This is a genomic window from Acinetobacter genomosp. 15BJ (assembly GCF_000400715.1).
Lineage (GTDB): Bacteria > Pseudomonadota > Gammaproteobacteria > Pseudomonadales > Moraxellaceae > Acinetobacter.
The window spans coordinates 1-24,240 of sequence record NZ_KE007350.1 but is presented as its reverse complement, the minus strand read 5'-3'; the positions used below and the strand labels follow the sequence as shown (position 1 = coordinate 24,240).

The following is a 24,240-nucleotide window of genomic DNA, read 5'->3' as shown; positions in this document are numbered from 1 at the left end:
AGAAAAACCAAGCCTTTATTTTAGAGGGAAGCATTTTTAAGTTGAATCGGTGTTTGTCCCGTATAGCGCTTAAAGAACTCAATAAAGCTGGAACTGTGGTGATAACCCAAAGCAAAGGCCAACTGTTTAATGGTCATACCTTGGCGAATTTGGTTGATGGCAAAAATAATCTTGGCGCGATTGCGCCATTCTGATAGCGACAGTTGTAATTCTTGTTGGCTCAGACGAAGGACATGCCGCTCGCTCACCGTAAAGTTCTGTAATACTTGCTGTAGACTGCTATTAAATAACTCAGGATCAGACAGCTTCTCTAAGATTGGCGATAAAGTGGGATGGCTGCTTTGGGGTAAGTAATGTGAATAAGCGGGCGCTTGTTTGAGCTGATCGAACAGCACTTGTAGCAGGTGTTCGAGATATTCAGGGGGCGCGGCTTGTTTTTGTTGTTCTAAGATTTGTAGTACCAATGCCCGAAAGAAAGGCTCGATACTAAAACAACGACAAGTATTCCCTAAAAAATCGCCAAACTTCGGATGTAGGCGGATACAAATATAATGAATTTCATGCTCAACGGGGAGTGATTGATGTTCGGTTCGTGAGGGTAACCACAATCCATAACTCGGTGGTGATAGGTAGTATTTACCTTCAATATCAAACTCTAAAGTCCCATTTAAACTGAAATTGAAATCACCCCAAAGTGAAGAATGAGGTGTGACAATATCGTCTTTTTGATATAGAAATTCATGCACTTCTATACCGTGTAAAAAGGGAAATTGTTCAGTAACATCATGCTTCATTTGAGGGGCTCATTTTAGTTTTCGTAAGTCACTTTAGGATTGTTTAGACCTTTGGCTAAAGTAAAAATACTAATCAAAGCTAAGGCAACAAAACTAATTACACCATAAATTAAGATATTTTCATTGAAATGATCAACCACATAACCACCGAGTAGTGAACCTGTGGCAATCATGACTTGGAACATGCCCACAAACAGTGGCATACCCTTTTCCACGGCATGTGGTGCGTGCACAAACATCCAGATATTGGCTGAGGTCGGGAAAGCGCCGAAGGCAAAACCCCATAAGGCTGTCAGTACAATTGCGCCAAACTCATGAATGGCAAAAATTGGGAAGCCAAAGAAGACGATTGCAAAACAGATCCCGACAAAGGCAAGGGTATAGCGCACATTTAAATTGCCACTATAGCCTGCAAAGGCATTCCCAAAAACACCTGCAATGCCATAAAGCAACAGCAGTGAGCTAATGGTAGTCCCGTTAAAACCTGCAATATTTTTAAAGAAGGGTGCCAAGTAACTATAAGCACAGAAGTGAGCAAGACCAATCAGTAATACGATCAACATACCACTACGTGCTTTTGGTGTACGCAATAATGCAGGTAGGTCACGTAAATGAATGGCAGACTCAGGTTTCAGTTTAGGTAAGAAAATCACTTGTAGAACTAAAACAAGCAGTCCAATGACTGCAGTAATCCCAAAAGCACTTCGCCAACCATAGAATTCACTAAGCCAAGTCCCGATTGGAACACCTAGGACAGTTGCAAAAGTAACACCCGCCATCACAATCGCAGTGGCTTTGGCGATGGGCAAATGTGGTGGTGCAAGCTTACCGCTGAGCGCGATTGCTGTTGCCCAGAAGCCTCCAATTGAAACACCCAACACTAAACGGCTGAGCAATAACACATTAAAGCTATCTGCGAATGCAGTAATGGTATTGGCAATGACCATAATTGCGGTCAGTAAGATCAATACATAACGACGATCAAGCTGCTTGACCCAAATGGGTAATAGCGGTGCAGCAATTGCTGCCATCACACCGGGTAAGGTAATGATTAAACCTGCAGTCCCGACAGAAATATTTAAGTCAGCCGCGACACTATTTAGTACACCGACAGGTAGGAACTCGCTGGTTACCAATGCAAAAGCACCAATGGCAACAGCTAAAATTGCGTACCAACTACCTTGTGTGGTTTCAATGGGTCGTGCATCTGAGGAGGTGGGTTGTTCCATAGGAATTTCCTTATTTGTCAATTTTATGACAAAAGATTTAAGAATAAATTAGTTTTTTATAACGATCGTTATGAAATAAAATAGTAGATAAATGCAAGGTCGTCAATTAATTTAATAATGATCGTTATAAAAATATTTGTAAGGCTTATGATAAATATGCATAGTTTGGGAAAGTCACGCGGAAACGGAAATGAATCAATAGGGGCGCCTTAACAGGTTGTGTAGAGGCGACCAGTCATGATGTGGATAGAAGAAATATCTAAGCATGGGGTATTTAGTTTGATCTCTGCATCTATTCTTGCTTTTGATAATGGATTTTAGGGTTGTTCAGACCACGTGCCAGCGTAAAGATCAATACCAGAGAACAGAGGACCAATGGCAGCATGGCGAAAAATAAGACCGTACCATTAAAATAATCAACGATAATGCTGCCAAACATACTGCCCAACGCAATCAGGATTAAAAAGGTCAATGTCACCATTGGCATACCTTTTTCAACAGCTTCAGGTGCATGCGTAAACATCCAGATGTTGACTGCGGTTGGGATAATGCCATAAGCGAAGCCCCATAAAGCAGTCAATATGATTGCAGAGCTGACATGTGCTCCAGACAAGGGAAGGCACAGAAAGGCAAAGAAGAAGGTGATACCGCTGACTGCGAAGGTATAACGGATATTCCTCTGGCCGAGGTAGCCCGCAAAAATATTGCCAAAAATCCCTGCAATCCCATAGACCAGCAGTAAACGACTAATCAAACCGTCAGAGAAGTCCAGCTGGTGTTTAAAAAAGGCAGAGAAATAACTATAAGCCGCAAAATGTGCAAAGCCCATAAAAATAAAGATGATCAGACCTTTACGCGCTGCAGGATGTTGCAACAGGATCGGGAGTTCTTTCCAGCGCAATGAAGAGGCGGGTTTGAGTTGGGGTAGATACAGATACTGGAAGATAAACAGGAGTACCCCCATCAATGAAATCGCCGTGAAAGAGGTTTGCCAACCATTATACTGAGCCAGCCATGTGCCCATCGGCACGCCCAATACACTGGCCAAGGTGACTCCGAAGGCCACCCAAGCCGTTGCTTTGGCAATGGGTAAATGAGGTGGCGCAAGACGACCACTTAAAGCAACCGCAGTGGCCCAGAATCCACCAACAGCAATGCCCAGAATGATACGTCCGAATAACAGCAGGATAAAGTTAGGTGCAAATGCTGTGAGCAGATTGGCAACAATCATTAACAGGGTGAGCATCAGTAACAGAGTACGTCGATCCAGTGTCTTCGCTGAAATAGGAATTAGCACTGCAGCAAACATACCGACGATTGCGGTCAATGAAACAGTTAGACCTGCTGTTCCAACCGAGACTTGAAAGTCCCGTGCGATGTCATTGAGTACCCCAATCGCAAGAAACTCACCTGTGACCAAGGCAAAAGCGCTGAATGTAACAGAGAGCAATGCGAGCCAGTTCCCTTGCGAGGGGTTTGACTCCAGTGAGCTGAGGTCAGTTGCAGATGGGTTTTCCATATAAATTCCCTTTATTGTTAGTTAGATAACAATAAAATTGAAAAATAGTAATTTTTTATAACGATCGATATAAAATAAAATAGTTGATTAATGTTGCTGCGTCAATTAGTTTGATAGTGATCGTTATGAAAATACCTGTGACTGTTATGACAAATGCACCTGATCCTCTGCCAACACCGTGTGATGACAGCTTGAAAAAAAAGCGTGGCCGTCCAAAGTGTTTTGACGAGCAGCAGGCTTTGGAAAAAGCCATGTTGCTATTTTGGGAGCATGGTTATGAAGCCACGTCGATCAGTGATTTAACACAAGCGCTAGAGCTGACTGCACCGAGCTTATATAGTAGCTTTGGTGATAAAGCTGGGCTGTTTTATAAGTGCATCGATTATTATTTGGCACATGAAGCTTGTCCGATTGTTCCTATTTTTTTAGAAGCTAAAACCGCCAAAGTTGCATTTGAGCTTTATCTATATGACAACGTTAAACGTTTGGCTCAACCCAATAAACCAGCAGGTTGTATGTTGGTTGTTGCGACCATGAACTGCTCGGACAATGCACAGGCGGTGCAACACAATATTCTGGAAAAACGTTTGCAGACCAAGCAAAAACTGTTTGAGCGTTTAGAGCAGGGAGTTGCCAACGGTGATTTGCCAGCAACAGCGCCTTTACAGGAAATGACAGACTTCTATGCAACGGTTGTGCAGGGTTTGACCATTCAAGCACGAGATGGGGCGACTGTTGAACAACTTCATAAGGTAGTTGAACACGCGATGCGCGGGTGGGAGCTGTTCTAAGCCACGATGTCGTGACTGCGATATAAATGTCTGAAATACGATATTTCAATTATTTTGGACATCTTCCACAATACTCCCATTGCTGAGATATGGTGAGAAAATGATGGGTCAGTTAAGTAAGTACCAAAAATGGGCCTTCGTATTGCCCTTGATTGCGGTTTTGATTTGGTCGTTGAATATTGCTGTGACACGCTATGTGGCTGACTATATTTCGCCCGTGAGTATTAGTTTTTATCGTTGGTTTGTTGCCTTTATTATTTTGACACCGTTTATGTTGCCGAAAGTATGGCGACAACGCGCTGTAATTCGTCCATTGATTCCTAAATTAGCCGTACTCAGTGCTTTTGGTATGGTGTTGTACCAAGGTTTATCTTATACCGCTGCCCACTATACGACTGCGACTAATATGGGCATTGTGAATGCCTTTGTCCCAATCTTTACCATCTTTATCTCTTATTTTATTTTAAAAGATGCACCGAATCGTTTTGCCATTTTTGGCAGTCTCTTATCTTTTGCAGGCTTGATTTATGTGATGAGTCAAGGTCACCTGTCAAACCTATTTGATCAAGGCGGGCACTGGGGCGATGCAGTCATGGTATTGGCTGTAGGTTTCTATGCGTTTTATGGCGTGTTCTTGAAAAAATGGCAGCTACAGCTTCCTTTATTAAGCAGCTTGTATGTACAAATTGGTTTTGCGTTGCTGTATCACGTCCCATTCTTGCTCTGGTTTGGCCTAGATGGGATTAATGCACAGAATGCTGCGAGTGTTCTGTATGCGGGCATGTTCCCTTCATTAATTGCCCCGTTATTATGGATGGTTGCAGTACAGGCGATTGGCCCAAATCGTACCAGTATTTTCATGAATCTAATGCCAGTATTTACTGCGATTATTGCCAGTTCCTGGTTATCAGAGCACTGGACGATTTATCATACCATTGGCGGTCTGATGATCCTGATGGGGATCATTATGGCGCAGAAGAAAACGGTGAAAGTATCGGCTCCATTGGCTGAGTCTGCATCCTAAATATGAAAGTTGGTGGTGCGTTTGTTTAAAATATCAACAAACGCACCAAAAATATTTTTTGATGACTGTGCTTTCTATATGATTTGCAAATATATTTTTAAGATTTACTAAATTTATGATCAAAAAAAAGCTGAATAAAAATATCAATATAATTTTATTAGAAATGAGGAAGTGACAAAATTGGTACGCTTTTCACACTTTTTGTTAGATAAATAATATATTTGTATAAATGGGACGATTCCCTCATAATACCAACCACAGCAAGATGATTCATTTTTAGAATGAATAAGTTGCTCACCAAATTTACGAACCCTCTGGATGTGATTATACACATCCTTTTTATGCTCAGTTATCCCTATATAACTGAGCTTTTTTTTGTCCGCTATTCACCTAATTAGGCACGAACAACTTCACCTGTCAGTGCATTCAAAATGCGACTTGGTTCTCGGCTCAACCCTAAATCACCTTCGAGATAATGTAATGAAGTGCTGAAGTAATGTTGCGCTTCTTCTAAGCTTTGTGCTGGTGTAAGGCCTGCAGGGTTGGCGCTGGTAGAGACAATAAAGCCCCCAAATTGCTGGCATAGCTGCATGCACAGCGGATGAGTGGTGACACGAACTGCGACCAAAGGATGTTGGCCCTTGATCCATGTTGGAATACTCTGATCAGCAGGGAGTAGCCACGTTGTGGCACGTTCTGTCTCAAGGCGATTCGACCAACTGGCGATCACTTGCTGACGCAGGTTAGCACTCAAGCCTTGCAGTAAATGTTCGACTTGGTCTAAATGCCCAGCCAATAAAATCACACCTTTTTCAACGGGACGATGCTTCAGTTCTAGAATTTCCTGAAATGCCTGCTCATTGAAGGGATCACAACCCAGGCCCCAAACTGCTTCTGTCGGATAAGCTAGAACTTGTCCTTGTTTTAAAAGTTGAGCTGCTTCAGAAATAGAGGAAGTAATCATGGGATTTATGTGAAAACAGGAGAGAGTATGGCTAGTTTAATGCATTGGGCGACAACGTAAATAGCGTCCTGCTTGTTGTAGGCATAAACCCAGTAATTCCAATTCCATTAGTTGGGCGGTCAGCTCTGCAATTGTGATTGGATGGCACTGAGCCAGTTGGTCCAAATCTTGTCCAATCCAGTCCAGACTCTGATACAACACAATCAAATGTGCGGGCAAGCTTGGCGGAGGAGTGGTACTGGCTTCATCTGTTGAGTGTTGTTGGGCTTGCCATTGCGTTGGTAGCGCTAAATCTTCGATGACCTGTTCGGGATGATCGACCAGAATCGCACCTTCGCGAATCAGTTGATGACAGCCTTGATGGTGTTCACTATAAATATGTCCAGGAATTGCAAATACCATTTTACCTTGATTGGCTGCTTCATTCGCGGTAATGAGAGAACCACTCTTCAGTGCAGCCTCAACCACCAATACACCCAGACTCAGGCCGCTGACAATTCGATTACGTCTTGGGAAGTGTTGTTGTAAGGGCATCGTGGTCGGCAGAAACTCGGTCACGATGGCTCCAGACTGGGTAATTTGTTGTGCCAGTTGTTTGTGCTGAGCAGGGTAGACGCTATCGAGGCCTGTACCCGTCACTGCAATGGTCCGCTGATGTGCCAATCCACCCTGATGTGCGGCTTGATCAATACCGTGTGCCAAACCACTGCTGATATAAAAGCCTTTTTCACTTAAATAATAGGCAAAATCATAAGCGACTTGGCGTCCATGTGGACTCGGTTTACGGCTGCCCACCATGGCAATCTGTGGTTGTAATAAGGCTTGTGCCTGACCTTGTCCAAATAAAATGGGAGGACGATCTGCATAAGGCAGTAGCTGAGTTGGGTAGCCAATATCATCAGGCGTTAAAATAAAGTCGCTATATTTGCAAACCAGATCAAGTAGTTGTTGGAATTGTTGTTGACCCTGAGGGCTTTGAAATTCTGCTAAACGTTTTAAGTGATTGGCGTGTAAGCCCAGTTGAGACCATTCTGAGAAACGATGAGGCTGTGTTGCTTGTTCACAATCACCAAAGTGCTGCTGAATTTTGCTGAAACTCGACAGCGAATGCTGAACCAAGTACCACACCAACACAGTGTGATAGTGATGAGGTGATAATTGATTCAACATAGGCGTTTACTTAGTCATCTAAACGAGGTGGTTTAATATCCGAGCCAAGCTTGATCGGCAGCTCGCTTTCAAGGATATAGGCGTAGCTGATACGATCAAAACTCTTAAAGATCATGGCACTACCTAGGTATTGTCCAGGGAGTTTCACTTTCTCTTTGGTCTTTGGATCTCTGACTACTTCGCCATCTTGATAGACACTGAACACTTGACCAATTTCAACGCCATCAGCGGTGCCACGATCAACGGTGACCACGCCATTTTTGGCTGCTGTGCCAATTGAACCCATCACGCGAATGATTTTGCCGCCGTCTTTTACCTGATTGGCATCAATTGGGTAGAATAAAGTCGGTAGCATGGCATCTTGTTCAGCCATAACTCGATCGCCACGACGAACTTCACCGTTATAACTATCGGTGAGCTCAACCGTGGTGATGTCATTCTCATTGCGAATCGCAACAGCCGAAGCCACTTGGGTCAGTTCAACCCCAAGATTCTGTTTCTTGCCATTTTGGTCCAATACAATGTACGGTTCACCTTCACGGAATACGCCATAACGTTGACCATTTTCAAGGCCTTTACCACGCACATAAACACTTTGACCTTTACCTGCAAGTACGCGGTTGTCTGCTGTACCCAAGATATAAGGCGTATTGGCAATCGCGTCTGCTGGCAGGACCGAAGTACGCTCTAACCATTGTTGAATATGTGCCAAAGGAATGACAGGAACACTATTGTTCAAGGCCTCAACACGGACTTGAGGACGTAAATTTGAGGTATTGCCTGTATAGCGACGAATAATCCCATCACAACCATCACCTTCATCTTTACCAATCAATGGTTTACCATTCAAGCTACACAGCAGTAAGCGATCGCCTGGATAAATCCAGTGCGGGTTTTTCACATGTTTATTGCTTGCCCATATTTCTGGCCAGCGCCAAGGCTTACTTAAAAATTTCCCTGAGATATCCCAAAGCGTATCGCCTTTTTTCACCACATAAACATGTGGCGCACCGACTTTCACTGATGGTGGGCTGACATTTGGGCTGGCTGCGTGGGCGAAATTAATGCTCATGCCTAATCCCGCACAAATTGCAGCGGCAATCAGTTGTTTTTTTAACCCCAAGGCATGAAATGAGTGTATGCCGTTTAAAACCTTTTTCATTATCATAATTCCTAAAAATTATGTGTGTAGTTGCGTTATAATAACGACTTTACACACAATTTTTTGATCAAGTATTCCCTTTAGTTGGTTTTTTGATCAATGGCATAAGTGAGGACGACTGTATGGCCTTATTACCTATTCTAAGTTTTCCTGATCCCCGCCTTCGTACCATCGCCAAACCAGTCGAAGAAGTCACTGATGATATTCGTCAGCTTGCAGCAGATATGTTTGAAACCATGTACGAGGCGCCGGGTATAGGTTTAGCGGCAACTCAGGTTGATCATCATATTCAGCTTATTGTTATGGACATCTCTGAAGAGAAAAACCAACCAATGGTGTTCATTAACCCCAAAGTCATTCCACTGACCGAAGATACTCAGCCGTATGAAGAAGGCTGTCTCTCTGTGCCTCAAATATACGACAAAGTTGAGCGTCCGTCACGCGTAAAAATCGAGGCAATTAACCTTGAAGGTCAAGCATTTGTGTTAGAAGCTGACGAACTTCTCGCTGTTTGTATCCAACATGAAATGGATCACTTAAATGGCAAACTTTTTGTTGATTATTTATCGCCATTAAAGCGTCAACGTGCACGTGAGAAAGTGGAAAAAGTGGTTCGCCAACGTGAAAAAGAAAAAGTAACCGTTAAGCGATAGACACTTTTTTAAGATGTTCTCTTTGTTTCGTTGTGGCTTGCTGCTTGCTTTAACCGCGGTCTGTTTGCAGATTGCGGTTTTCTTGCAGCCGCTACTTCCGAAGCAATATCAAATCGCGCCTGTATGTGAAACCATTACTCAGGCGTTGCTGTTGCCTAAGCTACAAGCTTCGCATAGCCATTCGGTTCATGCATCTCTGCGGCATGAGCATCAACTTGAACATGTTCAAGTATCCATACCACAACATGATCATCACGATCCTAACCACCAATGTCAGTACTGTACGGTCTATGCCAATCTGGTATTGCCGCCTGAATTGGGGGTGAAAGAAGTTCTGGTCCGTATCCAAATCCGTTTAGTTGCGTATCAACAAGCCTTTAAGCATGTTTATTTTGCACTGCAACGGTTGTTCTTATTGCCTCAAGGGCGGGCTCCGCCACTCTTTGCATAAATTAAGACTTTCTTTTCGTTAGGGTTTTTTGGAACTCTGACTCTGTTTTATCTATGTTTTAAGAGAGACCGATCATGGCTCAACCTAAATTTTTATTACAACCGCTGACGGTTGCGATCTTGGCTGCTTCAAATACCGCAATGGCGTGGGCAGAACCTGTTCAGCATGAGCAGGCACATGTCTCACTGGCACCGATTGTGGTCACTGCACAACAACCGAATGAGAGCAATGGTTTAGTGGTGCAAGCCGACCCTAAGAAACCGATTCAACCCATCCCTGCGACAGATGGTGCCGACTATCTACAAAGTATTATGGGGTTTAACTCAATACAAAGCGGTGGTACCAATGGAGATGTGACTTTCCGCGGTATGTTTGGCTCCCGCATCAAGATTTTAACCGATGGTACGGAGAATCTTGGTGCATGTCCTGCACGTATGGATGCACCGACCTCTTATATTTCTCCTGAAAGCTATGATCGGATTTCAGTGATTAAAGGGCCACAAACGGTTCAATATGCTAATACTGGTTCAGCAGCAACAGTGATTTTTGAACGTGAACCTGAAAAGCTCACGCAAGAAAAACCATATCGTGGACAGGCGAGTGTATTGTGGGGTTCATTTGGGCGTTTAGATCAGAATGTTGAAGCGGCGATTGGTGACGAGAAAAAATATATCCGCTTAAATGCCAACCGTTCTGAATCGAATAGTTATCGAGATGGGGATGGCAACACCATACCGTCTTCATGGGAACGCTGGAATGCCGATGTTGCATTGGGCTGGACACCAGATGAAAACACTTGGCTTGAGTTGACAGGTGGTAAAGCGGATGGTGAGGCTGAATATGCTGGGCGTGGAATGGATGGTGCACAATTCGCCCGTGAAAGTTTAGGTCTGCGTTTTGAAAAGAAGAATGTCACTGATGTAATCAAGAAAATTGAAGCTCAGGTGAACTACAGCTATAACGACCATATCATGGATAACTATAGTTTGCGCACACCACCATTGGTTGAAATGCAACATGGTGGACACAGCATGTTGATGCCAAACCCGATGGCCATGCAAGTGACACGCCGTACCTTGAACTCGCGTTTGGCTATGACTTCTGAATGGGATCAATGGAGTTTAATGACTGGGGTCGATTCTCAGTTTAATAAACATGGCGGCAGTATGTTCTCGCCGACCATGCCATCGATGAATGTACCCTTCCGTCAGGATATGCGCTTCCAGTCTTATGGTGCTTTTGGTGAGTTGACTTATCAATTGAATCCGCAGAATAAGATCGTGACAGGTGCTCGCGTAGACCAAGTCACTGTTGATGATGAGCGTGCTGATTCTAAAAATAAGGGCTTCAATACCCAGCTTGAAAAAACTTTACCCAGTGCTTTTGTTCGTTTGGAAAATCAAAATGCCGAGCATGGCTTGAACAGTTATGTGGGTTTGGGTTATGTCGAACGTATGCCAGATTATTGGGAGTTATTCAGTCCTGAACATGGTAATGCTGGTTCAAGCAATACCTTTAATGGGGTACGCCCAGAGAAAACCTTGCAGTTAGATCTGGGTTTCACTCAGCAGCAGGGGGCATTTAACTCATGGGTGTCGGCATACGCAGGGCTGATTGATGACTATATTCTGATGAATTATCACGATCATAGCCATATGCATGCAGGTGGACATGGCGGGCATGGTAGCAGTGGCATTACTGCTGGCGCGAAGAATGTGGATGCAACCATTGCGGGTGCTGAGGCAGGGATTGGTTATCAATTTACTGATCACATTCAAGCGGATGTAAGTGCGATGTATGCGTGGGGGAAAAATACCACGGATAATACTCCGTTGCCACAAATTGCACCCTTAGAAGGGCGTGTAAATCTACGTTATGTCGCTGATAAATATACGCTCGGTATGTTGTGGCGCGTGGTGGATCAGCAAAATCGCATTAGTTTGCATCAAGGTAACATCGTCGGTTATGACTTGAAACCAAGTGCAGGTTTCTCAACGGTTTCATTGAATGGTAGTTATAGTCTTAATAAAAATGTCGATCTTTCTGTAGGAATAGATAACGTTTTGGATAAGACCTATACCGAGCACCTCAATAAGGCCGGTAGTTCGGGTTTTGGTTATGCCAGTGAAGAGCAATTCAATAATACGGGTCGAAATTACTGGATGCGTATGAGCATGAAGTTCTAATTAACAAAAACAAGGTGGCTGAGCCACCTTGTTTTTTCTGAGCTTAAGCCAAACAGTCTTGTTTTGGCATTAAGCTATCGCAATACAATGGATTTAAAGCACATTGCAAGTCATCGATTTGTTCTTGGGTCACATAGCCTTTGGTTTTGAGATATTCGGCCACACGATCATCACGCAGACTTAAAAATGCAGCATCATAAACGCCTAAATCAACAAATAAAGCGGCTGTTTCCAAGCTATTAAAATGGTCTAAGAACACATCATTTTCATACATTAAGAAAATGTGCGTCAAAGCGGCATTGGCATCGACTTTTAAGCGTTGTGCTAATTGTTCAGGACGTGTTTTGATAAACAGTAAATCTGAAAGTTCATCAAACTGGGTTTTATCCAGTTGGTTTTCGCCACCTTTGACATGACCTAACCATGCTTTGAACACCAGTACCGCACCACCGCGCAACAACATACTCCAGATTTGATGGCGGCTTTCATGGTCGAGATGAGCCGATTCAGTTTCGAGAGCGTCTAGAAACTTTTCTTCCTGTTGTGCCAGTTTTTCAAATAAACCTAAGCCTTGTGGGTGATAAGCAGCGGGTGCAAACACATCAAAATTGAGTTGATTAAATACATTGAGTGCCAGCGGAACAGCGGCTTGGTAAAGCGTATTCAATGCGCGTAAATGTGTTTCATCCAGTTTGCTGTGCACAAAGATGGTTTGCCAGTCCAGTTCAGGTAACAGGGCATTCGCACTGTATTGGCGATAAAACTGTTGTGAGCTATGGTCAGTTGAAGGGTGACTGTTATTCATGATCAATGTCCTTTTTGACAATTTGTAATGAGAAACCCAACAAGCCGAGGTCTAGGTTTCGTTTAACTTGATCAATTTATGCGGTATCGAGAAAACAAGTAGAATACGACTAAAGTTGTAGATGTAATTTTAAGGGTAAAATTTAATAATAAAAACAGGCACTTGTTAAATTGTAAGTAAGTGTACAAACGTTCACTAATGTAAGTGAACGTTTTTGCCATAGCCAATAATGATTTGAGCACTTTGGTCAATTGATCATCGACCAAAATGCATTGTTTTGATCATTTTGGCCTATGTTGCAAAATATTTTGCTAGTTATTGCATGGGCATGATTTTTAAACCAGATAGCCACGCACGTAAGCCTGCAGGTTTAAGTGGCTTTCTCAACAACACAATATTCTGCTGTTTTAAGTATTGTGGCAGTTCTTGGTCAGAATCTGCGGTAATCAATGCGACTGGAATATGCGCCAGTCGATGTTGTTCGATAAAGTCTAGACCACGTTGATCATGGTTTAAGTGCTGGTCGATCAGCCAGACCTGAATATCCTCTTGTTCAATCAGTCGTAGTGCTTGCTCAGGTTCTGTTGCAGTAAAAATCTGATAGCCCCATTTGCTGAGTAAAGTCCGCATTCCTTCTAAAATGGTTTCGTCATTGTCCAAGCACAACACTTTATAGGCGGTATGTTGCAGTGCTGGAACATGCGGTATTGCCATTTGAGTTTTGGGTGCTTCAGCGAGTGGTACTTCAATCATGAAGCAGGAGCCCTTACCCAGTTCCGAATAGACATGCACAGGAAAATCAAGCAGGCTGGTCATACGTTGTACGATGGCAAGTCCGAGACCAAGACCTTGTTCTCCCCAAGGCGAAGTATGGCCACAGCGTTCAAATTCTTGGAATAGTTTGAGGCGTTGTTGTTCATGAATACCGGGTCCCGTGTCCCAAACCCCGATACGAATATAGTTCGGGCGTTGTGCAGAACGTAACACGCCAACCACCACACGACCTTGTGCCGTATAACGCAATGCATTGCTGACAAAGTTCTGGATAATACGTCGCATCCATTGCGGATCGGTATCGACCCAAAATTTAGTGTCGTGAACAGACAGATGAATATTGCGTTGAGCAGCAATCGATTTGAACTGTAATTCTAGATCATTTAATAAGTCATGCAGCGCATAAGCTTGGCGCTTTGGCTGAATCGTACCACCTTCCAAACGGGCAATATCCAGTAATGCAGAGAGCATACTTTCTGCGCCATAGAGTGCGCGATCCAGTTGTTGCAAGGTCTGTTGGTCTTCCGTTGAATGCACACTTTGCTCTAAAGCGGTACTAAATAAACGGGCAGCATGCATCGGCTGTAATAAGTCATGACTGGCTGCGGCAAGGAAGCGGCTTTTCGATTGATTGGCTTTATCGGCTTGTTCTAGTGCCAGTTGTTGCTCGGTCAATGCATTGGCAAGTTGCTGAGTTCGATCACTGACCCGTTCTTCCAGCACGGCTTCATTTTCACGGAAGGCGGTAATATCAGCGAAAGTTGTGACGAAACCACCGCCCTCAATGGGATTACCACGCATCTGAATAACCAAACCATCTTTACGGATCCGCTCGAACTCATGCGCACTACCGACTTTCATCCAGTGCAGTCGTTTACGCACATGTTCCTCGACAGGACCCGGACCACATTCACCACGTTCGGCGTTATAACGAATCAGATCGGCAATCGGACAGCCGACGTAGACCAGATCCTTAGGATAATCAAATAGCTTGAGATATTGATTGTTCCATGCCACCAGACACATATTTTTATCCACCACACTGACGCCTTGGGTCATATGATCGATCATGGTCATGAGTAAGTTTTGGTTAAAGCGTTGCCACTGTGAGGCTTGGTCAAGAATATTGGCGACTTGCCCAAGTGCCAAACCATTGTTAATCATGGCAGTGGTCAATAAGGTACGGGCAGAAGCGGCACCAATAATCCCTGCCAGATACTGCTCAGTGAAACGCCACCACATACCATTGGCAACGTGATTTTCATTTAACACCACATGGTTTTGTTCACAAAACTGTTGGAAGGCTTGAAGTGTTGGCTTATCGCCCGTGACTCGTTTGGCCAGAGCCAGTAAATCACCGACTTTCAGGCGTGCGGCATTGAGGTGTAGATCAGTTAGATCGGTATTGGATTGAGCTGATGGCAACGGTTTGCTTTCATAATAGAAAAAGCTTTCCGCCTGAATTTGCTCAGCAACACTTGGACGATAGAGGCGTGAAACCCAGATATACAACACCACGTTAAGACCCAGTGACCACAACACGCCGTGGGTGAGGGGAGCAAAGGATTCAAATCCGAGTAGGGCCTCAGGACGTAGACCATTGATATCAAATGGACCAAATAATAATAGGTGTTGCGCAAATTCTTGATAGTGATCTGGCAGGCTGCGCAATACCGTTGGAAATAGTAGCGTGTAGCTCCACATGGCAAAGCCCATGAGTAAGCCGACATAAACCCCTTGGCGACTTGCACCACGCCAGTATAGTCCACCAATCAGGGCTGGAGAAAACTGTGCCACCGCACTAAAAGCCAATAAGCCAAAGACTGAAAGCTGATTGATATCGTTAAAGAAATGGAAGAATAAGAAGCCCAATAGCATCACACTGACGATACTGATGCGACGCGTCAATTTGAGCACGCGAGGTAGGTGCTGATCATGGCGAGAAATGATTTTAAAGCGCCATAATGCAGGCATGATCAGGTCATTACTAAGCATGATCGACAGTGCCACTGAAGCCACCAATAGCATGCCTGTCGAAGCTGAAAAGCCGCCTAAAAAGGCCAATAAAGCCAACCATTCTTGTTGATAGCTTAAAGGTAGAGCCAATACTGCAATATCAGGTGTACCAAGTGATTCAGGTAAAGAGTGTAAAGCCCAACTGGCAATCGGAATAATCGCAATCACAGTGAGAATGAGATAGGCCGCGAACCAGCGTCGTGCGCCACGAATATGCTTTTCATCCCGTAATTCGACGACCGCCACATGAAATTGACGCGGCAAGCAAATCATCGCTAAGCCTGCGAGCAAGGTTTGTACCCAAAAGGTTTCAGGCACACCCAGTTGTTGTAGGTCATGGAAATGCTGACTGACATCGCTACTGACCTGTTTGATATTGTCAGGTGATTGTAATAAGAAAAAAGCAGCGACACAGAGCAAAGCAAATAGTTTAACAAAGGACTCAAATGCGACGGCCAACATTAAACCGCCATGCTGTTCAGTATGTGCAATATGGCGTGTGCCAAAAATCATTGCCAAGATCGCCAGTACCGCAGTCAGCACTAACACACTATTGGTGGTGGTATGGATATGCGCATTTTGCTCAAGAATAACCGATGCACTAAGAGCAATGGCACGCAGTTGCAAAGCCAGATAAGGCACGATCGCAATCACGGCAAGAATCGTTACCAGTGCGGCCAAGCTACCACTTTTGCCATAACGCGCTGCGACAAAATCGGCAATCGAAGAAATCGCATGATGTTGACGAATCCGACCTAAGCGTTTCCAGATGTCATAACCAAACCAGATGAACAGCAAGGGACCAAGATAAATCGGTAGAAAAATAACCCCCTGACGTACCGCAGCACCCGTCGCGCCGTAAAAGGTCCATGATGAGCAATAGACGCCTAAAGTCAAACTAAACAGTAGCATACGGCCGCGGGTACTTAAACGGCTGGCATGTTTTTCACCAAAAAAAGCGCAGCCGAATAACAGCACAATATACAGGGCAAGCACACCAAGAATAAGCCAACTGTTCATATTGCTCACGTGATCAAATTCCATTTTTTATCATACCCGAAGTGCAGGTATAGCAAGGAGCAGAGATTGTCATTTAGAGACCAAAGTCTAAGTTACGAGTCAAGCATAATCTTGTTACTTTGGATAATGAAAAATCCCATGTGAAAAAGGGGTCCACGGTTGGACACAAAAATAAGGAGTCAATTATGGATGATTCACAGGTAGATCGAATTCTACATAATCCAAAGTTTCAAGAGATGGTCAGCAAAAAGCGCACATTAAGTTGGACATTAACAGCAATCATGCTGTTTATCTACGTTGGGTTTATGCTTTTGGTTGGCTATAACAAAGAATTTTTAGCAAGTTCATTTAGCGGTGGTGTGACCACATGGGGAATTCCCCTTGGTTTAGGCATTATTGTATTGTCATTTATCTTATGTGGTGTGTATTCCTATATTGCCAATACTAAACTTGACCAACTGAATGAAGCAGCCCTCAAGGAAGTTGAGGCCATTGCACATGAAAAAGGGATGCACTGAGATGAAAGGGACATCATTTAAAGCGATACTGTTCACGCTGCTCAGTTTTTGCTGCTCAAGTATTGCATTCGCGAGTCCAGACCTAGGTGCTGCTGAACAGCAGGCGACCAACTGGCACGCGATCATTATGTTTACGATCTTTGTCGGTTTCACATTGTTCATTACCAAATGGGCGGCAAAGCAAACTCAATCTGCACAAGACTTTTATACAGCTGGTGGTGGAATCAGTGGTTTCCAAAATGGTTTGGCGATTGCGGGTGACTATATGTCAGCGGCATCATTTTTGGGTATTTCAGCATTAGTTTTTAGCTCAGGCTTTGATGGCTTACTTTACTCACTTGGTTTTATGGTGGGTTGGCCAATTGTACTTTTCCTGGTTGCGGAACGCTTACGTAACTTGGGTAAATATAACTTGTCAGATGTGGTGTCATTCCGTTTGGAAGAAAAGCCAGTCCGTACTTTGGCAGCATTTAGCTCATTGGTTGTGGTTGCGTTCTACCTGATTGCACAGATGGTGGGTGCAGGTCAGTTGATCAAATTGCTATTCGGTTTGAACTACAACATCGCAGTTGTGATCGTCGGTCTATTGATGATGGCTTATGTGATCTTCGGTGGTATGTTGGCAACGACTTGGGTACAGATCATCAAAGCGGTGATGTTACTCAGTGGCGCGACTTTCATGGCCTTTATGGTGATGAAAGCAGTTGGCTTTAGCTTCACCAATATGTTTAACCAAGCCATTGGTGTGTATAGCCAAGCGCATAGCATGAGCTGGGAGGAAGCATCCAAAATCATGGGGCCGGGTAAACTCGCGGCAAACCCAATTGATGCGTTATCACTTGGTCTTGCTTTGATGTTTGGTACGGCAGGTTTACCTCATATCCTTATGCGTTTCTTTACAGTAAAAGATGCGAAAGAAGCACGTAAATCAGTTGTGGTTGCAACAGGCTTTATTGGTTACTTCTATCTGCTCACCTTCATTATCGGTTTCGGTGCAATCCTGTTTGTTGCGAACAACCCACAATTCCTTGATGTTGCAAAAGCGGCAGTAACAGGAAAATTAGAGTTGGTTGGTGGTAACAACATGGCTGCCGTGCATTTAAGTGATGCAGTGGGTGGTGACTTGTTCATGGGCTTTATTTCAGCAGTCGCATTCGCAACAATTCTTGCGGTGGTAGCTGGTTTGACCCTGTCAGGTGCTTCAGCGATTTCACATGACTTATATGCCAACGTGTTCAAAAAAGGCAAAACGACTCCTGAATCTGAATTGAAGATGTCAAAAATTGCAACTTTAGGTTTAGCAATCTTTGCCATGATCTTGGGTATTTTGTTTGAGAAGCAAAACGTTGCCTTCATGGTGGGTTTAGCATTCTCAGTCGCATGTTGTGCAAACTTCCCAATCCTCGTGTTATCAATGTTCTGGAAAGGCTTGACCACACGTGGTGCAGTGATTGGTGGTGTAGTTGGTTTGGTTGGTGCGGTGAGCCTAATCATTCTGTCTAAAGCAGTTTGGGTGGATACTTTGGCAATTTCTGAAACTGCGCCAAACCCATTCAATGGTCCAGCATTATTTGCAATGCCACTCTCATTCTTCTGCTGCTGGTTCTTCTCTGTAACAGACAAGTCAGCACGTGCGGAGAAAGAGCGTAAGGCCTTTGATGCTCAGTTTGTTCGTTCAATGACAGGGATCGGTGCGTCTGGCGCGTCAGATCACTAATTAAAACCAAACATAAAATAAAAGCCCTCATTGATTGAGGGCTTTTTTTATGGCTTATTGATGCATACTGGCCAGTTGCTGTGCTTGGTTGCGGTATAACGATAAGCCAATGCGTTGTAAATGCCGTCCATTTTGTTCAAGGAAGCTATTTAATTTTGGAATATGTTTAGCACCTGTATACAGTGCGAGATTGCGACCAATCAGATAATAAGCAAACCATGATGCCGATTGTGGAGCTAAGCCGAGCTTCTGCATTTTCTTACGGCCAATAAAAAATTGAGTAATCTCGAGATGCTGCTTATACGCCAGTTTTTGTTGGAAAGAACGTAGATAACGATATTTACGTTCAAAGGGTTCTTTGGAAAGACTGGAACCCAATGAAACGCTGCTGGCATCAGATTGAGGGTGCGCGAAGTGCATCCAGTAAATCAGTTTCCAGCCATCGGCTTCTTGATCGACTAACCATTTTTCTTCAACGCCCATTAGCCAGCCTGCATATTTCCAAAAATGTAAAAAACTATCAACTTCTTGTTTACTCGGAAAAATGCCTAAAGCCCGTATCCCAAGCAATACCACACCACTAAAAGCGATATTGGTCATCGCCTGATCATATTGATTGATCGGAATTCCCCAAGTTTCGGCATCCCATTTTTCTGATTTTTGTAGTTGATGACGCACGAGTGAATGAATAAAACGCACAAAAATGGTTGAGGTGAAACCTTTGCTAAAACGTTCAAAACCATTTTGTTCGGTGATGTCTACCCACCATTTGGTGGTTTCAGCCAAACGTGTACCTGCTTGTTTTTTTAATGCGCCTGTCAGTACCAAGGGTTGATTAAAACCAGGGTACATATAGCCTGTCATTAGGGATAAATCTCGGAGGATGAGACCGTTGTTGATCCCCAAACGATAGGTAAATTTCAGTGCAGCATCAATTTTGTTTTGATCATACCAAGCAGGTTTTTGTTCAACGAATTGGAAGAAGGCGGTGAGTTCAGGAATTTCATGTGGCAGTTTATCGAGGCCTTGATATAGCGCGGTTTCAAAGTATTTACGATGCTGTTTTGGATTCTGAAGCACCCATAGCAGCAGTTGATCCATCGGCGCATCACCACTTTGCAGAGCGGTATTCAGCGCCTGATATTCTTCATAACTGGGTTGTACCTGTTGATGGGTTATATAACTCAGAATTCTGGTTTTGAGATTGGATTGATTCATATCTTCAAACGCAGCCAAGCGTTTAGGTTTAACGATGCTTTGCATTGCATAAAGCCTGTGATTGTTATTTAATCAAAGCTTAATATGAATAATTATTCGCATTCAATTCGCATTCCAGTCGAGTCTGTTTATGAGAAAACGACCACAGCAGCAACGTGCCAAAATGATTGTCGAAAGCATTTTGGAAGGAGCGCAGAAATGTATTTCTGAATATGGGGTTTTACAGGTAACCACACCTAAAATCTCTGAAAAATCAGGCGTTAGTGTTGGATCGATTTATCAGTATTTTGAAAATAAAGAACAAATCATCGCAGAACTCTTATTGCGTAAAAGTGAAAGTTTGGGGCAAGCTGTAAAACAGTTGGTGATGCTACAACAACAAACCTCTATTCAAGACATCATCACATTAAGTATTGCTTTTGGCTTTGAATCTTTGAAATCCGATCAAGGTTTTTTTATCGAGATCTTAAAAAACTGGCATGCCTATAGTGACTCGGAAGCGGCGCAGGTGTTGGAGCAACACTTCTTGGAAATCGGCATGTATTTGTTTGGGCGTTATTATCCGCATTGGGATTTTGAGACTTTAAAGCACAAGTCTTTTGTGGTTATTAACAGTACCTTATTTACCATGATGCGTTATGCCAGTAAAAATACTTTTCTCATTGAAGAACAACGACTGCAACAAGAACTGTCTAAAATGATCGTTTCTTTTTTAGATGCAGTATGATGCACTCAACAAAAATGAAAACCATAACAAGATTCAGGAAAACAACATGCAAACGTTAAAACAATTTTGGCAGGGCTTTCGTTTACTTCCATCTGCATGGTTATTGCTGGTTCAATTGGCCTTGTTAATTTTGGCGATGCTCACCTATGGCGATAGCGAATTTCGTGCCTTAACTTGGTCATTGGGGGTATTGGCTTTACTGATCATCGCTAAAGTGATTCGGCAAACGCCTGTATTTACCTTTTGGGGACTGGTTTTTGTGAGTGGTGCTTTTTTATTTTCGATCCTGATTTTTATTGGCTATAGCAATTTGATGATTCAGATCGTCGCACATAGTTTTGAAGCATTGGCTTATTTCTATGCAGCATATGGTTTGTTGCGCTATATGTTTGCGGATCGTTATCTCACCAAAGATGAATTGTTTGCGGCGGGGGCAGTATTTACCCTCATCGCTTGGGGTTTTGCCTTTTTATATAGTATCTGTCAGTTAATCCTGCCAAATAGTTTTCAAAATCCCAACCAACCTCAAGCCTTACAACATTGGCTCGATTTATTGTTTTTGAGTTTTAGCCTACAGTCCGCAACTGGATTATCGGATTTAATCCCGATCAGCCCTGCGGCAAGAGTACTTGCGATGCTGCAAATGTTTGGTGGGGTGATGTATTTGGCTGTGGTAGTGTCTCGTCTAATCGCGTTGCAGTATATTGCGCATGCGCCGAAACACTCGAATGATAAAGAATAGCTTTGTTACAGCATTACAACTGCTTTATTTTTCACATTTTTTATAATTAGTATCGAGTTTTTCATGCTTTAAGCTCGCTTTTATTCACATTGTGAATGTCTTCTTTGGCCGTCATGGCTTGTCCATTATCATTAGAATAACGTGGGGGAATTATGCCTTCCAAGCCATCTTCGCATTTTGAGAATGTGAACCCAAACGTGTTTTTAAGCACGGTGATTATCATTGCGATTTTTCTGGCAATTGTCATTATCGCACCGAGTTCATTTGAATTTTTGACTCAACAATTAAAGCAGTGGATCACGGACTCGTTTAGCTGGTTCTATGTCCTATCAGTTGCGGTGTTTTTGATTTTACTGATTTATATTGCCTGTTCGGCCAGTGGGAAAATTAAATTAGGCCCTGATCACAGCCAACCCGAATATAGCAATGGCTCATGGTTTGCCATGCTGTTTACCGCAGGGATGGGGATCGGGTTAATGTTCTTCGGTGTGGCTGAACCTGTGATGCACTATGTCAGCCCACCCAGCGGTGACCCTGAAAGTGTAGCTTCTGCACAACAAGCCTTGAGGATCACTTTTTTCCATTGGGGCTTGCATGCATGGGCAATCTACGCCGTGGTCGGATTAGCTTTAGCCTATTTTGCTTATCGGCATAATCTACCGTTAAAAACCCGTTCAGCCTTATACCCAATTATTGGTAAGAAAATTTATGGCCCTTGGGGCGACAGCATTGATACCTTTGCCACCATTGGTACGGTTTTTGGGGTGGCGACCTCTCTAGGTTTTGGTGTGACGCAAATCAACTCGGGTCTGCATTATCTGTTTGGTATTGAGCAAAGTAGTCAAGTTCAAGTTGGCTTAATTGTCTTTGTGAGTATTCTTGCTTCAATGTCAGTATTTTTAGGTCTGGATAAAGGGGTGAAACGCCTTTCTGAACTAAATCTGATCTTGGCTTTGGTATTGTTAGCCTTTGTATTTATTGCTGGCCCAAGTATCTACTTGCTGCAAACCACCATTCAAAATATGGGTTCGTATATGTCGAACCTATTTGGCATGACCTTTAACCTCTACGCCTATCAACCAAATGGTTGGATTGGAGGGTGGACCATTATGTATTGGGCATGGTGGATTTCATGGTCACCATTTGTGGGGATGTTCATTGCACGTGTATCACGCGGTCGAACTATCCGTGAATTTATTGTTGGTGTGTTACTGATTCCAACAGGCTTTACCATTATCTGGATGGGCTTCCTAGGCAATGCAGCGCTGTTTAGCATTTTGCAAGAGCATAATGTGTCCTTGATTCAGGCGGTACAAAACGATTCTTCAGTCGCTTTATTTGAATTCCTCAATCATTTACCGTTTTCTGGTGTAATGAGCTTGTTGGCAACGGTGTTGGTGATGCTCTTTTTTGTGACATCGGCCGATTCAGGTGCTTTGGTTACCGATTATCTGACATCTAAAACTGAAAACTCACCAACATGGCAGCGTCTGTTCTGGACGGTATTGATGGCAGCGTTAGCAATCGTCCTATTATTGGTAGGCGGTTTATCGGCGCTACAATCTTCCATCATTATGAGTGCATTGCCTTTTACTTTTATTATGTTGCTAATGAGTTGGGGATTACTCAAAGCCTTGAAGCTAGATGTCATCAAGATGCAAGCGATTCAGGAAGCACGAATTACACCACGAGCGATTAATAACCCAAGGAGTTGGCAGCAACGTTTGGGGTTGATTATGCATTATCCGCATACTGAGGAAGAAGTTCAGCAGTATATCGATACGCAAGTCCGTAAGGCTTTCGAAAGTATTCAACGTGAATTTAAACGCCGTCACTTGGAAGTGGAGATACGCGAAATTGAAAATGGTCTGCAACTGCATGTCGATCATCATCATGAAATTAACTTCACTTATAAAGTGATTTCACATGCCACAGTTCCACCAAGTTTTATGTTGGGACGAGCAGAGGAAGATGAGGCCAATTACTTCCAAGCAGAAGTCTTCTTAAGAGAGGGTGGGCAGAACTATGATGTGATGGATTGGACACAAGAAGATTTAATCCAAGACATTATTGATCAATATGAGCGTCATCTTTACTTCTTAAATATTGTGAGAGGTAGTACTTCTTAAGAGAAAGCACTTATTACAATACTGAAAACAACGGTTTTGAGCGATCAAAGCCGTTGTTTTTATTTTGGATGATGGAATTTTAAACATGAAGAGGGTGCTAGACAGATACTCGAATGAAATGTTGTGTTCAAAATGAAGGCCAAATATAAGAATAAAGCTGCTTTTTTGCTGATAATAGAAGCAAATTTTAAATAAAAATATTAAAATACAAATACTTAGTTTGTTTAAATTCACTTTTAAGATAATTAATAAATTTTAAATTATATAAATCAGTTAATTAGATGAGTTAGAGTTTAAAAATAAAACAACCGAATAATTTAATTTTTAAAAGCACTTGCACCTGACCTGAAATGCTGTAGAATGCACATCCATCGGCGGTGATGCAGATAAAAACTTGTTGAGAAACAAGGATTTGGCTAGAGAGGTTAGATTCTTGGATTGGTTGATAAGTTTGCTAAATATCTAAATTACCTGTTGACTTTTAAGAAATTGAGAGTAATATAGCCGACCTAGCTTGATGATGACGAATCATCGAGAAGATCATTAAGAGAATAGAAGAACAACTTGTGTGGATTTTTACTGGTTGATCAATCGAAAATATTTCATTGATTGAATGGTAAAAATTTCTCGA

Annotated in this window: 19 protein-coding genes; 10 read left to right on the top strand and 9 right to left on the bottom strand. The window is 43.1% G+C overall.

What is annotated here, in order from left to right; genetic code table 11:
- Positions 1-20 precede the first annotated feature (20 nt).
- The 3 genes from F896_RS03150 to F896_RS03160 all read right to left on the bottom strand — a co-directional run bounded on the left by F896_RS03150 (position 21) and on the right by F896_RS03160 (position 3,542).
- On the bottom strand, positions 21-794 hold the full coding sequence (locus tag F896_RS03150) for an AraC family transcriptional regulator (protein WP_016164822.1): 774 nt from the start codon (positions 792-794) through the stop codon (positions 21-23).
- 14 nt (positions 795-808) lie between these two features.
- Entirely contained in the window at positions 809-2,023 is a 1,215-nt protein-coding gene (locus tag F896_RS03155) for an MFS transporter (protein ID WP_016164821.1), read from the bottom strand.
- Between the two features lie 292 nt (positions 2,024-2,315).
- Positions 2,316-3,542, bottom strand: a complete 1,227-nt coding sequence (locus F896_RS03160) for an MFS transporter (RefSeq protein ID WP_016164820.1) — start codon at positions 3,540-3,542, stop codon at positions 2,316-2,318.
- 137 nt (positions 3,543-3,679) lie between these two features.
- Here F896_RS03160 and F896_RS03165 point away from each other — a divergent pair, with 137 nt between their 5' ends.
- Positions 3,680-4,333: a TetR/AcrR family transcriptional regulator gene (locus tag F896_RS03165; RefSeq protein ID WP_416201943.1), complete on the top strand. Its 654-nt coding sequence runs from the start codon at positions 3,680-3,682 to the stop codon at positions 4,331-4,333.
- Positions 4,334-4,436: 103 nt separating this feature from the next.
- Positions 4,437-5,357, top strand: coding sequence for a DMT family transporter (locus F896_RS03170; protein WP_016164818.1), 921 nt, complete (start codon positions 4,437-4,439; stop codon positions 5,355-5,357).
- 394 nt (positions 5,358-5,751) lie between these two features.
- Here the strand turns inward: F896_RS03170 and F896_RS03175 are convergent, their stop codons facing one another.
- The 3 genes from F896_RS03175 to F896_RS03185 are packed head-to-tail and all read right to left on the bottom strand — an operon-like array spanning position 5,752 to position 8,653.
- Entirely contained in the window at positions 5,752-6,321 is a 570-nt protein-coding gene (locus F896_RS03175) for an L-threonylcarbamoyladenylate synthase type 1 TsaC (protein ID WP_016164817.1), read from the bottom strand.
- A 36-nt stretch (positions 6,322-6,357) separates the two neighbouring features.
- Positions 6,358-7,491: a DNA-processing protein DprA gene (gene dprA / locus F896_RS03180; RefSeq protein ID WP_016164816.1), complete on the bottom strand. Its 1,134-nt coding sequence runs from the start codon at positions 7,489-7,491 to the stop codon at positions 6,358-6,360.
- Between the two features lie 10 nt (positions 7,492-7,501).
- Positions 7,502-8,653 (bottom strand): LysM peptidoglycan-binding domain-containing protein, encoded by a 1,152-nt coding sequence (locus F896_RS03185; RefSeq protein ID WP_004802007.1) that lies wholly within the window; start codon positions 8,651-8,653, stop codon positions 7,502-7,504.
- Positions 8,654-8,775: 122 nt separating this feature from the next.
- Between F896_RS03185 and def the strand changes: the two genes are divergently transcribed.
- The 3 genes from def (at position 8,776) to F896_RS03200 (ending at position 11,943) form a co-directional block, all read left to right on the top strand.
- Entirely contained in the window at positions 8,776-9,306 is a 531-nt protein-coding gene (gene def / locus F896_RS03190) for a peptide deformylase (protein ID WP_005319693.1), read from the top strand.
- Between the two features lie 13 nt (positions 9,307-9,319).
- Positions 9,320-9,757, top strand: coding sequence for a DUF2946 family protein (locus F896_RS03195; protein ID WP_016164815.1), 438 nt, complete (start codon positions 9,320-9,322; stop codon positions 9,755-9,757).
- Positions 9,758-9,831: 74 nt separating this feature from the next.
- Positions 9,832-11,943 (top strand): TonB-dependent copper receptor, encoded by a 2,112-nt coding sequence (locus tag F896_RS03200; protein ID WP_016164814.1) that lies wholly within the window; start codon positions 9,832-9,834, stop codon positions 11,941-11,943.
- Between the two features lie 43 nt (positions 11,944-11,986).
- Here F896_RS03200 and F896_RS03205 read toward each other — a convergent pair whose 3' ends face one another.
- On the bottom strand, positions 11,987-12,748 hold the full coding sequence (locus tag F896_RS03205; protein ID WP_016164813.1) for a hypothetical protein: 762 nt from the start codon (positions 12,746-12,748) through the stop codon (positions 11,987-11,989).
- Between the two features lie 315 nt (positions 12,749-13,063).
- Positions 13,064-16,558 carry a hybrid sensor histidine kinase/response regulator gene (locus tag F896_RS03210; protein WP_171069722.1) on the bottom strand — a complete coding sequence of 1,165 codons (3,495 nt, stop codon included), beginning with the start codon at positions 16,556-16,558 and terminating at the stop codon, positions 13,064-13,066.
- A gap of 185 nt (positions 16,559-16,743) precedes the next feature.
- On the opposite strand from F896_RS03210, the gene F896_RS03215 reads away from it, so the two are divergent.
- Together F896_RS03215 and F896_RS03220 are read left to right on the top strand one after the other, a co-directional pair.
- Complete coding sequence (locus F896_RS03215; protein ID WP_016164811.1) at positions 16,744-17,076, top strand: DUF485 domain-containing protein; 333 nt, start codon at positions 16,744-16,746, stop codon at positions 17,074-17,076.
- Between the two features lies 1 nt (position 17,077).
- Positions 17,078-18,793, top strand: a complete 1,716-nt coding sequence (locus F896_RS03220) for a cation acetate symporter (RefSeq protein ID WP_032882521.1) — start codon at positions 17,078-17,080, stop codon at positions 18,791-18,793.
- A 54-nt stretch (positions 18,794-18,847) separates the two neighbouring features.
- Here F896_RS03220 and F896_RS03225 read toward each other — a convergent pair whose 3' ends face one another.
- A complete protein-coding gene (locus F896_RS03225; RefSeq protein WP_016164809.1) occupies positions 18,848-20,056 on the bottom strand; it encodes an oxygenase MpaB family protein in 1,209 nt (402 codons plus the stop codon).
- 85 nt (positions 20,057-20,141) lie between these two features.
- On the opposite strand from F896_RS03225, the gene F896_RS03230 reads away from it, so the two are divergent.
- The 3 genes from F896_RS03230 to F896_RS03240 all read left to right on the top strand — a co-directional run bounded on the left by F896_RS03230 (position 20,142) and on the right by F896_RS03240 (position 23,609).
- Positions 20,142-20,738: a TetR/AcrR family transcriptional regulator gene (locus F896_RS03230; RefSeq protein ID WP_016164808.1), complete on the top strand. Its 597-nt coding sequence runs from the start codon at positions 20,142-20,144 to the stop codon at positions 20,736-20,738.
- 46 nt (positions 20,739-20,784) lie between these two features.
- Entirely contained in the window at positions 20,785-21,480 is a 696-nt protein-coding gene (locus F896_RS03235) for an ion channel (RefSeq protein WP_016164807.1), read from the top strand.
- A 152-nt stretch (positions 21,481-21,632) separates the two neighbouring features.
- On the top strand, positions 21,633-23,609 hold the full coding sequence (locus F896_RS03240; protein ID WP_016164806.1) for a BCCT family transporter: 1,977 nt from the start codon (positions 21,633-21,635) through the stop codon (positions 23,607-23,609).
- Positions 23,610-24,240: the final 631 nt, after the last annotated feature.

Excerpts from the sequence above, each read along its gene's own strand:
- F896_RS03160 (WP_016164820.1), bottom strand. The coding sequence starts at position 3,542 with ATGGAAAACCCATCTGCAACTGACCTCAGCTCACTGGAGTCAAACCCC.
- F896_RS03235 (WP_016164807.1), top strand. The coding sequence starts at position 20,785 with ATGCAAACGTTAAAACAATTTTGGCAGGGCTTTCGTTTACTTCCATCT.
- F896_RS03200 (WP_016164814.1), top strand. The coding sequence starts at position 9,832 with ATGGCTCAACCTAAATTTTTATTACAACCGCTGACGGTTGCGATCTTG.
- F896_RS03220 (WP_032882521.1), top strand. The coding sequence starts at position 17,078 with ATGAAAGGGACATCATTTAAAGCGATACTGTTCACGCTGCTCAGTTTT.
- F896_RS03185 (WP_004802007.1), bottom strand. The coding sequence starts at position 8,653 with ATGAAAAAGGTTTTAAACGGCATACACTCATTTCATGCCTTGGGGTTA.
- F896_RS03150 (WP_016164822.1), bottom strand. The coding sequence starts at position 794 with ATGAAGCATGATGTTACTGAACAATTTCCCTTTTTACACGGTATAGAA.
- F896_RS03175 (WP_016164817.1), bottom strand. The coding sequence starts at position 6,321 with ATGATTACTTCCTCTATTTCTGAAGCAGCTCAACTTTTAAAACAAGGA.
- F896_RS03210 (WP_171069722.1), bottom strand. The coding sequence starts at position 16,558 with ATGAACAGTTGGCTTATTCTTGGTGTGCTTGCCCTGTATATTGTGCTG.
- F896_RS03215 (WP_016164811.1), top strand. The coding sequence starts at position 16,744 with ATGGATGATTCACAGGTAGATCGAATTCTACATAATCCAAAGTTTCAA.
- def (WP_005319693.1), top strand. The coding sequence starts at position 8,776 with ATGGCCTTATTACCTATTCTAAGTTTTCCTGATCCCCGCCTTCGTACC.
- dprA (WP_016164816.1), bottom strand. The coding sequence starts at position 7,491 with ATGTTGAATCAATTATCACCTCATCACTATCACACTGTGTTGGTGTGG.
- F896_RS03195 (WP_016164815.1), top strand. The coding sequence starts at position 9,320 with ATGTTCTCTTTGTTTCGTTGTGGCTTGCTGCTTGCTTTAACCGCGGTC.
- F896_RS03170 (WP_016164818.1), top strand. The coding sequence starts at position 4,437 with ATGGGTCAGTTAAGTAAGTACCAAAAATGGGCCTTCGTATTGCCCTTG.
- F896_RS03205 (WP_016164813.1), bottom strand. The coding sequence starts at position 12,748 with ATGAATAACAGTCACCCTTCAACTGACCATAGCTCACAACAGTTTTAT.
- F896_RS03225 (WP_016164809.1), bottom strand. The coding sequence starts at position 20,056 with ATGCAAAGCATCGTTAAACCTAAACGCTTGGCTGCGTTTGAAGATATG.
- F896_RS03240 (WP_016164806.1), top strand. The coding sequence starts at position 21,633 with ATGCCTTCCAAGCCATCTTCGCATTTTGAGAATGTGAACCCAAACGTG.
- F896_RS03155 (WP_016164821.1), bottom strand. The coding sequence starts at position 2,023 with ATGGAACAACCCACCTCCTCAGATGCACGACCCATTGAAACCACACAA.
- F896_RS03230 (WP_016164808.1), top strand. The coding sequence starts at position 20,142 with ATGAGAAAACGACCACAGCAGCAACGTGCCAAAATGATTGTCGAAAGC.